Here is a 14,603-nt window from a genome sequence, read left to right on the forward strand (position 1 = left end):
GATTTATATTGCCCGCCGCCACTAAAACCCTAAAACCTTGTCATCCCGACCGAAAACCGTCAACCGACGGATGCAGCGGAGGGATCTTCTGTAAACAATTGATCTTTCCCGGTTTTGTATTTAATAAATTTGTGACCAGAAGCTAGCTCACCTCAAAATAGCTTTCACTCCACCCGGTATTGAACCGGTTCGCTTGCGCGGCTGCGGTTGCCGGAAATATCCAGCGCCCTTACACGATACCAAAAACCGGAGCCATCTGCCCCCAGCCTCAGTGAGGTTTCCGTTATCTGCTCTTCGTTTACAGGTTCAAACACACCGGTTGAGATTTCAGATCGGTAGACGATGTAGCCGGTCACGTGTGGAGAGGTTACCGGTTCCCAGATAATCTCAGCTCCCTGTTCATCTACCACAAGCCTCACATTGCGAACTCTTCGTGGCGGATCACTTTTTCTCACAAAAACCGGGCTGCTGTAGGTTACTTCACTTTCATTTTGGAGGGAGTCGATAGCAGAAACGGCGTATCGGTACTCCTTTCCAACCTCAACATCGCTGTCCCTGAAACGCCTGACGGATACTGCTGTGGAGTCCAAAAGCACTCTTGGAGAACCGTCCATCTCGCGGTAGAGCGCATAGGCCGTTACATCATTTGATGACGAGTTCGCCCAGTTTATATTCACACGGTTTCCGTCCATATTTTCTACAAATACGGAAGACGGTGGGTTTGGAGGCGTCAGGTCGGGAATCTGCAGCCGGGTGGTGATAATTTCGCTGAAATTCCGGGCGCTGTCTGAAACGGCAACGCCATATTCATAATAGGCTCCGTCCTGAAATCCAAGATCACCCACACCGTCGTCCATATAGGATGTTTCGCGGAAACCCTCGTCAGTTAACAGGTCATAAATGGTACTGTCTCTAGGACTGATGATTCTTCGGTAGACCAAAAATCGATTGAAATCCTCGGCCATTTCTCCCGGATCCCAGGTGACCTGTACATTTCCCTCCTCAAGATAAACCGCCTCAACGGTAATAGGTGGTGGCGGTGGAGTGCGGTCTTCAATATTCATAAGGGCAGATGCGCTCAGTTTGCTTTCATTGCCTGCATAATCCACGGCCGTTATTTGATAGACGTACGACTCACCCTCTCCTGCCGTGGAGTCGATATAGACGGTTTGACCGGGATCGATCAGCTCCTCCTGCAGCAGGTCCACTCCCAGGGTGGGATCGATGGTGCGATAGATTTTATAGCCGGCCAGGTCGCGCTCAGGACTCATAGGCCAGGTCACCTCCACGTTGCCGTTTACCATTTCGGACCGAACTCTCTGAACAACCTTAGGCGGTATATTGTCGATAACCGTATATGATACCGGTTCACTTATGGATCTCCTCTCTCCGGTAATGGTAACGGGAGCCACCAGATACTCTTTTTCCACACCCAGACGCGAAACACTGAAGAAATGGAGATACTCGGTTTTAAGGTCGTCCCGAAGAATGATCTGTTCATTAATGAGTTTAATCTCATCACTTCCGGGGTCCGATTCATAGATTTCAAACCGGATAATTTTATCGTCAACATTTTCCATGGGCGGATACTCCCATCGTATCTCCATGGCGAATCCGTCATTGGTCAGTTCAATATTTTGAGGCTGCGGCGGCTGAACCGGTTCGATGGTAAAGGTCTCTTCAAGAACATCCCCAGTCGGACGGCCCAGGTCGTTCACGAATTCAATTTTATACGTAACGGTATCCCCCATCTCTGTGGACGAATCGATGTAGAGTCGGCCCAGCGCGTCCGCAATTTCGGGATGGACAAACGTGTATAAACCTCCCAAAATGGAATTGGACCGAAGGGTAAAAAACGTCTCCCGTTCACTCGTGGTTTCCAGGGCTTCTTCCACATCCCAGTAGAGATCTCCCAGAAAGCCGAGCAGCTCATCGGGGTAGAATACTCCCTGTACCGGAGTGTCATTCAGGCGTTCAAACTCTTCCTGCTCTTCACTTTTTTTGTAGATATGAAATCCCACACCAAGGGGTACATCTTCCAGATGATATACGTACACACCACTGTCGGCCACGGCATAGCGCATGGACTGCTCCTCCACCTGTGCAATGGCAGGTTGACAGAATAGCAGAAAAAACAGGCCCACGTGTATGAGCGTTTGTTTCAGGACATTGGGGATTCTTGTTTTTTGTGATTTTTTCATGGCCTTAAAGTTTTCTCGCAGATTTCCGCTGAGTATATCGCTGAATTTCGCTGATTATTGGTGTGCTTGAAGAGTAAACAGTTCATTGATAAACTCTAAGATTTCAAATTTCATTTTAAAGTATATAGTAGATTTCATTTTGAAATCATTAAAAATCATATTCTAACCACCAGTTGTTCAGTTCAAAATCTCCTGCATCCTGTTGTTCTGATCCGGAGATATTTATGACTTGCACCGGCTGATAGGATGCCGTGGTCTGCATCTCATTTCGGTTGGTTACCCGCACGAAGACTTTCTTGCTGCTCAGGCTGCCCGATATGGGTACCTGTTTTGTCAACGAAAATGAACCGGATCTTGACGTTCTGTAGCTTACCAACTCCCTGTAGGGATTGACTAAATAATGGCCGCAACCTCCTTCCACGCTTCCATAATCTGTCACATTACAGACCAGATACTCCACCCGTTTCACACCGCTCTCGGGATCATGGATATTACTGATATTGATCGTCATGGTGTCGCCACTTTTGCTCAGGTTTATGGTTGGTGTATTGGGTGGTGATGTATCGTAAATGATGGTACCACTACGCGATATACCAGAATGAATACCCTGTTTATTTACGGCTCGTAATTTTAGTATTAGTGGATCACCTACATATGCTGAAGTAATCGGAGCAACTTTATAAGATGCTTTATTAAGTGTGAAGTCACTCATAAGCCACTGTATAGGAATTTCAGTCCAGGGAATTTTATTTGAACCTCCGCTTCTGGAAAACGTAAATTCGTATTTATCCCTTTCACTTTCTCTATCTCTTCCTGCACCTTGTAAATAAAATCCAATAGTTCCGGACTTTGCCGAAGCTCTTATGATAGGAGTATCAGGACGGGTGGGATCAGGTACTACGATAGGCCCAAGAGTGGCAGCATTCTCGCTTCGGTTTCCGGCGTTATCCACAGCCCTCAAATGAACATAAAAGTTGTGTCTGTAGCTTATGCCGTGGCTATTGGTCAAGGTTGCTTCTGTATTTGCGGAAAAATGTATTTCATCTGCCTGTCCAAAAGACTCATCAGCATTAGCATTTTCTGATATTACATACTCGTATCCATATATTCCGGACCTCAGAGATACAGCCGACTGCCAGCTAATTTCCAATTTGGGAGGAATAAAATCTGACAAATGAGAGTATATTACCGTCGGTGATTCGAATATTGGATCATTTACTTCGGGTCTCCCGGCCTGAATAACCGGCATCTCAATGTCATTAAACTCAGGAGTGGATGGCGGCTCACCGCTATATACAATCGGCTTGTCTACAAATCGTTTGTTGCTTTCAAGCCCCTCTCCATTGATGGCACGGATACTCAGGAAGTGGTCTTTTTCTGAAAGGTCCACGTTTTGAATGCGAATTCGCTGCCAGTCATTGAGGTTGCTTTCACCAAGAAAACCCGTTTCTAAGTTGAGACCCTGAATTGGCGTCCAATCCCGAATATCTGTTGCACTTACGCTGGTGCCGAGGGCGTACTCATACCCGCTAATGTCCGATTCGGGGTCGATCGAATAGACGTCAAATTCAATTCTGTCTGCAATGTTGGTCCAATACACGTTTTGCTCAACAATTTCATACGAAACTTGAGGGATAACACCAAAATTTTGTGTAAAGTCCGAAATCTGTATTTGATCCTGAGAGGTTTGTTGCTGTTGTGCAACCAATATTTGTTGACTTCCTTCTTCATAATCAAATTCCACATTTGGTCGTAATGGTGGAGATCCATCAACCTCATATAAATTTTCTGGCGAACCCTGGGATTCAAAGAATGAACCGTTTCCGTCATCAATGTCAACAGAAACTGTAAAATTACCCGGTCGGCTGATGGCTGTGCCCGACGGACCTCTTGCCCTCACCAGCACCTGCATGGTTTTGTTTACCTGGTCTTCATTTTCTTTAAACAGGTATCGGTTGACTGAATTTTGATTCCCGGTGGAAAGCATTTGTCCAAGCTGCGTCGTCCCTATTTCACTGTTTAAAATACTTTCATCCATCATCATATAGCTGTATTCGGTGATCGTACCGGATGGATGGGATGCCGACCAAAAGAGATTTACTTTATTATTATACTGGTCTAAATGCTTGTGAACCCTCAGATTCATAATTTTTGGCGGTTGCAGCGTGTTCTCAATCTCTTGTTTTAACTGGCGCATATCTTCTGCCGCATCTTCAATATCCAGTTCAGTGATATTTCCATCCTGATCTGTCTGCATCGAGTTCGTCACCGTTTCAAGCTCCGAAATATAGAGGTCAACGATGCCGTGCAAGGTTAAAGTCAGTGACGATTTAACCCGGTAGATATCGTCGAGCGTGTTGGTAAAGTTATGGTGAGCGTTAACAACATTCCATACCTTGCTTTTGTAGTCGGATGCCAATGAATCGGCCGTGAAAGCGGTGCTTTGCGAAATTTGTGTTAAGCCGCGTTTTGGAATTTCATACCAGTATTCAATCCCCTTTTGAATGAATGTACCAAAGAACGATCTAAAATCTACATTATTTTCAAATTCATCCAGTTTATTTCTGAATACATCGGACTGCTGCCTCCACGAAGTATCTTGCCAGTCGTTATCATTGGCTAAAACATACATTCTTTCCTGTCGGTTTTCCATTCGTACGCGAGTAAGACTTATTGTATCTAATGTATTCTTGTAAAATTCACTAGAACGATCGTACTCGCAATCCGGTATAACAATTTCATCGTCTACAAGTGATGCGGATTCACACTCTTCAAAATCGAAATCAACAATATTATTTTGTGAATCTCTGATGAAAACCTTTTCCTCATTGGCGCCTTCCGGTCCCGGGATAAATTCAAAAAAGAGTCCCTGCCGGCTCCAGATATCATTCAGAATTCTTTCGTTGGCGTCTATTACTTCATTCCGGGTGCCGGCCAAATTATCAAAATTGTTAAATTTAATTTTACCCCATCTGGACACTTCCCAAAAGTGAGATACAAGATTTCCATAATATTTATCAATGGCTGTAGTTGTCTCCACATATTGATCGGCAACTTCTTTGGCAGAGGGTTGATCTTTTTCTAAGACCGGAGTTCCGGTCAGGATAAACTCACCGGTAAACGGATGGATATATCCGGATGCCGGGGTTATGGTAAATGTTGAAGACAGTGCCTGGTCCACGCGGTTGATATAGGTTTGAACGGTAGTCGATAGCAGCTTTGAACTGTGTCTGCATCTCACCTACTTCTTCTATGAACTCTTTAATTTTATCGCCGTTCTGAGTATCGATGTTTTCGTCAATATCAAATTCCGGCATGGCGCCTGTGGACTGGCTCGTGGTATCTGTATCGAGACTGCCGAAGGATATAGTTCCTCTTGGGTCTTGAACAATGTCCTGCAGCATCTCCATCGCCTCTGCATCCCACTCCAGGGCCAGCTCGTACGCCTCCTCAAACCTTCCTTTTACGGTTTCATTGATCGTTTTCAGATCATCAATTTTCTGGTTCATCTCATTCAGAAGATGCAGTAACTCCGGGACCGGGTCTTACAGGCTGCCAGTCAGCAGGCGACGTACCCAATATATAATTCCTGGATCTGCTCGTGAACCTGAGGGACAATGTAAAAACGATTTATATCATTATTGAAATAGCGTTGACTGAGAATGTCTGTCTAAATCCAATTCAGTGTTTGTGCCTGCATTGATCAAGCTCTTCGTCGGTCATTTTTAATATTTCTATCGCTCCCGAAATTTCATCAAGTTGGGCTGCCAACTTATCCATCTCATCTTTGATGCCCTGGGCATTTCTTCTGGCGTCATCTATCATAGAGGTATATTCACTATTGGAACCTTTGCCTCCACTTATTTTTCCGTTCCGGATAGCCGCCCAAATGCTAACCCTGCCATTGAATACGAATAAAACTTTTACGTAGGCACTGGCCTCTGCATAGATCAAAAATCCGCTGTCAACAATGAGGGCTCCTTTCAGATTGGCTCCCACGCTTGCCACTTTAAACAGGGTGGCGTTTACATCAATCTCTACATAGGCACCAAACTGCTCCCCGTATATCCACCAGACCTGTGCTTCGAAACTGGCACTCAACGATATCACCCACACATCAAAACCGGCATTTACCTCCACACCCACATAAAAACCGGTATTGCTGACCATAATCTCTCCGTTGGCATTCAGAAAGGAGAGAATTTTAAAATCTGCACTGGCGGTAAAACCCCAGATGAAATCGGAATCCGGTCCATCCGTATAGCCGAGTACAAAGCTCATATCCATGTTGGCTGTGAGCAGTGGATCTATACCCATTTTCGCAAATGCGGATCCTTTGACTAGAAAATGATCTTTCCATTGGACAGAGAAGCTGTAAACCCGGCCTTGAAATTCATCTCCCATACCAAGCAGAGTAGCGTCCATGTCCACATATAAGAATGAATCTGGTAAGCAATAGGATAGCACTGCCTTCTGCCGCATTCACGCTGCTGATAAGAGTTGCTTCAGCATACAGTGCAACCACGAAATCGGCACTTGTACGTGTCCCATGGCTTCATTCCGGATTACCGCCTGTCATCAGTTTTCGAAAGCTGTGGTCCTGTCAGTGAGCTCTATAATATGATCATAATCACTCTCTTCGGGGTTATAGAAGAATCCGGCTCCAACTTCGGTAAGAGACAGAATACCGGGTAAAATTTTTATTTCTGCGCTCAGCTTTACAAATATACCAAATCGAAATTTTTCATTTATATTCGACATAGCTCCAAGAGCTGCAAAACCAACTTGGGGACCCTCTAACGGGCTTTTTAACGTGCCTCCTCCGGCAACCAACAATCGGAAATCATCACCACCATTCACAGATAAGTACTCCAGGCTGGCAGTAAGCTCAGCAATATCTCCAAATTTAATTTCGACACCCTCAATTTTCAGGTAAAATGAGTCGCTACTTTGATAGTAGAATAATTCATTAATTTCCCCACTGAAACCACCCGGTATGCTAATTTTAATAGCTTTACCGTTATTAATACCTGGCGAAAATTTCAAATATTCATCGACATCAATTTCATTCGTTTCATTTTCTTCATCCGGTATACTTTCAATATCCGGGGTTTCCTGGTACCCGCTTTGGTTTGTAACTGAAATTGTTTCGTTTTTTCCCCATTCGAATTTGCCAAGCTCGAACGTAATAACCCCTGCAAGATTGAAATTGCCACCTTGAACATCACCCATGGAGCCAATACCACTTGTAGTAATGGTAAATCCATGCAAGGTTAATCCTTCACCATCCACTCCGGGCAGCATCGGCATTGCAGTCGTATTCATCGTCACGCCAAAGCTTTCCGCGTTCTCATCGGTAAGTGATAAATTGTCGATCGTCATTTTCAGAAGATCGGTATCAAATCCAAAGCTCGGTGAATTTGTAATTTGCCACTCAAGTGAACTCTCAGAAGTGCGGTATCGAATTCCGTAGTTATCAGCATCTCCCTGTGTACCAAACTGGATTGGATTTCCTGTTTTCCCATCGATAATAAGATCCGCAGATGCGAACAGGGTCATATTTAAATCGTGGATATTATCGATTTTCAATCCCATCCCGGTAAGGTTAATAGACGCAATTTCACCAATGCCTACTCCTTCGTCATTAAAATTTAGCCTTAATAAATTATCAGATAAACCATCAGACGAGATAGCACCATTTTGATCAATTGTCAGATCAAACGAACTTGTTTTACTTTCCAGCGGTTCGGGCATATTGGCCGTAAGGCCGGCTGTTAACTGTGCTTTGCTGTCGTTAATGCCGAAATCCAGGGAATTCAGGACCAGGAATTCGCCCATCAGGTTTACAGAGTCATCCACAAGATTTACCCCGCCGCTGCCAAGCTCGAAGGTGCCGTCGGTTCCGATCTTTAAACCAGTAAATGTAAAATTTCTCGCCCAAAATGTTTAGGTCGCCGTCGGCGGTAAGCTGCAGGTGGCTTCCCTCAATGGCGATACCGAGATCGGTAAGCGTCAGGTTTTCATCTCCGCCAAACAGACTGATTTCATGAGTTCCCATCGGCGCTTCCACTATCCAACGATACACCGGAGGTGCCTACGTTGAGCCCGTTAATTGCAATTTCAAAATTATCCCCCAGGACGTTCGGCATCGTAAACAAGCCGTTTATCGAAACATCAAAACCGTGACTCGTGAATCAATGCTGAGAATTTATCCAGTACCAATTTCGCATCGCCAATGGAAACTTCCTGCGGACTCAAATGTGCTGCGTCCAGATCAAAATCCCAGTTATCATCGCTATAATCTGAGGAGAAATGAAGAAGTGCCGGCTGCCCGTCGGTGCCTGACAAAAACGTACTGCTCACATCCCCGGAAAATTTGAATTCTTCTGTACCGAAATTCAGCTCTACACCGCGGACGTCTATTTTAAAATCACCATCATTAAACGAATGGGATGCCACCGGCTCTGCACTTCCTTCCGTATGATGCTCGGAATAGCTCCCGAAAGAGAACAAGGCTTCATCGAACCCATCGGAACCGAGGATAAGATCTTCGACCAAAAGCTGAAGGTCACTGATCGACTCCGGCAGGTCGAGTCGGGCATCGGCGTAGAGTTTGTAGGACTGTCCGGCCTCTTTTTTATAGTGCACCGCCGTCAAACCAATGGGCAAATCGTCCATATTCACAGGAGATGCACTAAGATCGGCGGTAATGCTTCCGCTTACTACCTCAAAGCTGTCATTGATCACCAGATCACTGAAACTGACATCAACCCGGGGAGCATCACTATCTGTATCCCCAAGGCCGGCGAGAACCAGTGGCAATGAATTGGTAGTGGAGAGCTGAAGGCCGGATTCAGTATCGGTTGTTTGTACCAATGGTTCTCCCTGGTCATCTTTCAGTACGATATAGGCGATCTCTTTGGTTGGAAGGCCAAGAGTATCGGGCAAAACCGTTGAAATAGCGCCGGCCAGGTCATCCAGATGAAGTCCGTTAGCATCGTAATAGGCCAAACGAACCGCACTGCCGCCATCATCAAGGATTAAGTCGGCTCGGCCGTCAATAACCGAAACAGGACTCAGCCCAACTTGCATATCCACAAAATTGACCTGAAGATCGTCGTACACCTCTCCCGCAAACCGGAAGGAGGCCGTGCTTTGGCCGGTGGCAGAAAACCCGTTGGAATCGACAGTTATGTTGGATGGCAGCCGCAGCCTTATGCCGGAATCGTACTCAATTGCATCTAAAGGATCGGCGACAGACCAGCTTGTTGGCCCAAATTCGATATCTACGGCAAACTCATTCTGTATCTGAACATTGCCGCTTGTCAGTTCGCCGTCAGCAAGACTGAACGCTAAATCATTGAACTGCACACCCACCGATCCGTCTCCGGTGGTGAGGTCTCCGTTGCCGTTGAACCTGAACCCGCCTGCATCGAGTACGGCTGTCTGCACAGTAAATTCAAACAGGGGATCATCAGCCGGCACGGTCCACGTAAACGGCTCGCTGATTCCAATACTGCCGTTCAGAATGTTGCCGCTGATCAAATCGTAGGTCAGATCACCGGATGCCTGTACCGGGCTGAGGCCTTCGCGTTCGATTTCGGCCGTTGCCGTGCCGCTCAGTATTGCGGTTTGTTCATCATTTTCGAAATTCAAGTCCAGCATCGACTGCCCGAATGCGAGGCTGAGCGGACCCATTGCCAGTTCACCGCAAGGTAGAAACTGCTCAGCGCGCCCGCTGAACCCGCCGGCTGATGACAGTGCGAAAGCGACACGTGTGTCGCTGCAAAGCTGGCCTTGGTCTCCAAAATTGTCCGGCATCTTAAACAGTCCATCAAGGTCAATTTCCATGCCCTGTTCACCTTCGTCAGTGGCGTAGAGGCGTCCTTCCAACAGGTCAACCGCAATACCCGCCGGCCCAATCGGTATAATGATGGGATCACCCAATACATCATAGGGATAGACCGTCCCTGCGAGAATTCCACTGTCGAAAGAGGCATCATATATCGATAGCGCAAGTTGATTGAGTTCCGGAGCCGTTTCGGAAAAGGACGGAAAAGTGACCTCAAGATCCAGTTCCGGTACCAGGCTAATCAGGTCTCCGGCGGAAAGATCAAAAATGTCGAGTGTAAAGGGTTCGGTCCGGAAAGCCAGTGGCTTTAGGCGAAAGATTCCAAAATCAAAAGCGGGAGCATCGAGCATAGGCATCGATCCGTCGTGGATATTCTGCGCAGGAATCAGGATTCCCTCGTTTCCAAGAAGCTCTGTGTTTTTCAAAGGGATGACGAGCGGGCCTCCACTGTCTGTTAACAGCTCAATCTCCATGTCCAGATTAGCCGAAACATCAAACCCGGCATCCGGATCGTAGCTTAAACCGAGCGATGATATTCCGTTGATGGAGAAGGTGAAAAATTCGAGATCGAACGTTGAGCTTTTCACAAAGTCTGACGCATCGAAGTTGGTCACCGAAAATCCCTGCTGTGTGATTCGTGACTCCAGCGACGCGGATGCCAGCGGCTGATCCTCAAAGTCCTGTATCAGAAAACGGCCGCCCAAATCAAATTGGATATCCGGTGTACCGGCAACCGTTAACGGGATGTCCGCATATCCGGTGAGGGCATCCAGTTCATACACAATCCGCTCGCTGCCCGGTGTCAGGGCAATTTTTTCAGTAAGTCCTGAAAGTGCCATGTTTCCTTTCACCCTGCCGTCGTTCTGAATAAAAAGGGTAACGGTACCGGATTCTTCAAATTCGTGATCGAGCAGCGTCAGGTTCCCGTTCAGGAACAGTGCCGACAGGTCTCCTTGTGCAATCTGCTGTGTGGTGAAGATCAGCTCGTCGAGAGTGAGAGGAATTCCCAATGCTTCAAGATCAAATGCCGCACCGGAACCGGCAACTTGTGCACGGGCCGTACCCGAGATATAGGTTCCCGTAGAAGGATTGATGATAAAATCTGTAAGGGTTACATCCACTTCGGGCGGTGCGGGATTCATCCCCTGCAGGCCGGGAACCACCATTTTTAACGGCTGACCGGGAAGGGTTTCAATCCGGTAGGTGCCATCTCCCAGGTTTACGGCATTCACAACCAGTGACCCGTTTCGCTTGATCTCCAGATAGGCCACCTCTTCGGTTGGGAGCGGAATGCGCTCGGGTAAAAATTCTTCGCCCAGGAACCCGATGTCGGGATGGAATCCGGATGGATCAATCACGGCGATTCGCTGGCCGTCCCAAAACAGCTCTGCAGAACCGCTCCGTACGGCAAACGGGTCCATCCCAATGGCAAACTCTTCCGAGTAGATCACTTCAAGTTCATCCACATTCATGTCGCTGAAGCTAAGTTCTCCGCTGGATTGCCCGGTTGTACGAAGGCCCTCGGAATCGATTACCGCAGCTCCGGCAAGCGTCAAAAGAACTCCGGGCGAAAGGGCCAGCGATGAGTCTCGCAGCGTTGCTGTATAGGAAAGTTCACGGATGGCCGGATCAATACCGGCTTCGAAGGTAAACGATTCGTCGAAAATGATCTGGCCGCTAACCACCTGATAAGTAGACCAGTCGATGGTGAGTTCATCAAATGTAACGCCCATGGTTTCATCGTCAATGAGCAACGACTGTCGGCCATCAATAAACAGGCCCGATTCGTTCACCACAGCCCGGTCGACCTCAAAGGTCAACACAGGATCATCTTTGGGGATACCCCAGGTAAAGGAGTCTTCAATTTCGAAATTAAGCTGTGTGAACTCTCCGGTCAGCAGATTCAGGGTAAACGAGCCTTCCGCGTCGGCATCTATCCCAATATCGAGTGTGGCATCGGCTGTAAGGGTGGCACTGCCGTCACCGTCGGCCGGAAAATCCAAAACAATCTCTGAGTCCGTAATGGTTGCCATGTAGGGACCAACCTGCACGGGACAATCGGGAACCAGATCTACAATTTCTGCAGAGAATCCACCGTTTTCGAACTGAAAGCCGGTATCCTCAAACGGAATCAGCTTCGGGCTTTCATCACAGGCAAATGGCGGTCCTAACTCAAAAGCTCCGTCCAGGTCAAGGTTCGAGAGGGTTTTCATCTCACGCTGTTCATAGGCCAATTTCAGCTCTCCGGCGGCCTCCTCAATATGAATGGCGTATCCGGCACCAATCTCCCAGCGGCAGTCATTATTGATGTTCGAGCTTATCTGTCCGGTAATACCATCAAACCCTACTGCCGCATCGGCTACCTCCATATCCGAGTTTCTTAAACAGGCGGGAACCAGTCCGGTGTCGGAGAACTGAAGATTGGCGTCGAACGCAGCCTCAAGCGGACCCGGTGCTTCACCGTCCCACTCAAACCAGGGAAACTGCTGCTGCTCCAGACTAAACCGGGTAAATGAAAAATCGAAGGCATCAATCCGGAAATCCGTAAACGGCTGCAGTAACGATTCGTCAAACTGAATCTCCGGAATATGAATACCATCCGGTCTGATAGCGAGCGACTCTATCTCAGGGAAATAAACGGCCCCGCCAACCGGTAGAAAAAATTGTCCGTCAAATAATAGTTCGAAGTTCACGCCTCCGTCAGGAAGCAGTTCAAGCATATCGAGACTCAGGTTGCTAAACTTTAGTTTGTAAATACCAAGATCCAGGTAAGGGTCAGGAAGTGCACAGTTTGATGTAAAAACAGAGTCTGAAAAACCATTTTCGTCATCCAGTTTTATTGTTCCTCTTACACCACAGCGGTCGGCAGCGGTGATATCCCGGTCGAGTTCGAGCCACAGCTCATTTTGAAGAGACAAGTTGTACTCCATGTCATCGGGTTCATCCCAATTGGAAGTGAGCTGACCGGAGAGATTGTTGATCTGCCAGGTAAGAAGATCGCTCTCTTCAACTAGCTCAATTTCCGTGTCGGAAGAGCAGTCCAGAAATGTCGAAAACGAGTTGCCGTCTAGGATGAAATTTTGCTGGGAGCAGATTTCTTCGTCCATCAGATAAACGCTTCCAATGCCGTTCACTGTGGCATCGGGAAAGCGGGCAGTTAATTGTGTAAGCTCGGCTCTCAACGGATAGGATTCTGTATTGGCAAAACCTTCTGTCGACTCGGCAAAAATCGATCCGTTGATACCCGAGCGATTCAGAATCAGTTCGCCTTCTGCTGCGGTTTGTCCGTCATCGAAATCAAATTCTGCCGTCATCTTCACGTTATCGCCAAAGCTCCACAGTACCTGATCCGGGTTCACAATACCTGCCGTGGTTCCCAAGAGCTGATCAACATCCCGGATATTCCCGATCACATCTCCGGCTGTGAGAATGGGATTGGCTTCCGATCCTTTTTGTATCCTCAGGCCGTTCACCTGAACGGGCGTCCTGATCTCACCGGCGAGATCAAAATTGAGCAGCAGTTCTGCAGGCCCGTCAATTTCGTAAAATGTACGGCCTTCACGTACTCTCAGCCGTTCGAGACTTGTGAGTGTTGCAAAATTCGGAATGAGGGTCAACTCCTCAATGGAATTTAAATCGGTAATGATTTCGGTTTCGCCATCCGGATTGTAGGTAAACGTGTAAATTTCGCTTTTGCCATCATTCTGAAACGGTATTCTTTCCGAAGGATCCTTTGCAGTGATTTGCCACGCATATCTGCCACCATCCTCAAGCGGTAGAAATTCCGGCGTGTAGGGAAGCGTTGTTCGACCCGGCAATGTTTCAAACGCAAGCTCCCGATTACTCTCGATAGCCTGTAGAGGTGTTTGCCCGTCAAAAATCGGGACCAGTAAAAAATCGTAGTCAAATAATCCGCCAATAGAGCTCACCACCGGCGTCCAGGAAAAAATGGGTGTGCTTGTTGTGATGGTAGACTGATCTGGGACGGAAATTAATATTGGAGGTGATGGATAACGTACCGAAAACATGGCGTTGCCCGGCAGCGTGGAGATCCCGGATTGTCCGGTAAAAGGCCGGGCTGTAATTTCAATCCTGTAGTCACCCTCCGGCACAAATCCGGTTTGTACTATCTGGTTGGTCAGGCTTCTATCCAGGCTGCTTATGATTTCATCAGCTGTTTCCCTGAATTGAAGTTCTTCGAAAAAAGAGGTTAGAATTGTTGTTCCCGGTGTGAATGATCGCGGAAGAGATGTAAGAGTTAACAGCTCTCGGTTGTTTAGATAGAGTGAAAAATCAAAGACAAAATCGACGGGCTGACTACTAAAACTTGAATAGCTGAATATGACCTGGTATCGACCGTTTTTGAAATTACTTTCAATGTCTTCTGCAAATGGGGAAGACAGTACCGGCGGTATTCCAATAATATTAATCTGACTTGTACTCTGACCAAAAGCAACCGACCGGCCTGCAATGAAAAACAGCATCACCAGAAATAATCCGGTAAACAGTTGTCTTATCCGTCGATAGTTTGAATTTTTCATCTTTATCAC

The 14,603-nt window shown here is 47.1% G+C and carries 7 protein-coding genes; all 7 read right to left on the minus strand.

The window, feature by feature from the left end; all coding sequences use genetic code 11:
* Positions 1-164: 164 nt before the first annotated feature.
* A complete protein-coding gene (locus U5K35_RS14955) occupies positions 165-2,201 on the minus strand; it encodes a hypothetical protein (RefSeq protein ID WP_322572303.1) in 2,037 nt (678 codons plus the stop codon).
* A gap of 148 nt (positions 2,202-2,349) precedes the next feature.
* Positions 2,350-5,382 (minus strand): hypothetical protein, encoded by a 3,033-nt coding sequence (locus U5K35_RS14960; RefSeq protein ID WP_322572304.1) that lies wholly within the window; start codon positions 5,380-5,382, stop codon positions 2,350-2,352.
* On the minus strand, positions 5,312-5,710 hold the full coding sequence (locus U5K35_RS14965) for a hypothetical protein (protein WP_322572305.1): 399 nt from the start codon (positions 5,708-5,710) through the stop codon (positions 5,312-5,314). The genes U5K35_RS14960 and U5K35_RS14965 overlap by 71 nt, the downstream gene beginning before the upstream one ends.
* A gap of 172 nt (positions 5,711-5,882) precedes the next feature.
* On the minus strand, positions 5,883-6,626 hold the full coding sequence (locus U5K35_RS14970) for a hypothetical protein (protein WP_322572306.1): 744 nt from the start codon (positions 6,624-6,626) through the stop codon (positions 5,883-5,885).
* Positions 6,627-6,779: 153 nt separating this feature from the next.
* A complete protein-coding gene (locus tag U5K35_RS14975; protein ID WP_322572307.1) occupies positions 6,780-8,060 on the minus strand; it encodes a hypothetical protein in 1,281 nt (426 codons plus the stop codon).
* Entirely contained in the window at positions 8,053-8,286 is a 234-nt protein-coding gene (locus U5K35_RS14980; protein WP_322572308.1) for a hypothetical protein, read from the minus strand. The genes U5K35_RS14975 and U5K35_RS14980 overlap by 8 nt, the downstream gene beginning before the upstream one ends.
* Before the next feature lie 89 nt (positions 8,287-8,375).
* Positions 8,376-14,594 carry a hypothetical protein gene (locus tag U5K35_RS14985; protein WP_322572309.1) on the minus strand — a complete coding sequence of 2,073 codons (6,219 nt, stop codon included), beginning with the start codon at positions 14,592-14,594 and terminating at the stop codon, positions 8,376-8,378.
* Between the last annotated feature and the right edge of the window lie 9 nt (positions 14,595-14,603).

The sequence above is a fragment of the Rhodohalobacter sp. genome, assembly GCF_034521535.1.
In the GTDB taxonomy this organism is placed as follows: domain Bacteria; phylum Bacteroidota; class Rhodothermia; order Balneolales; family Balneolaceae; genus Rhodohalobacter.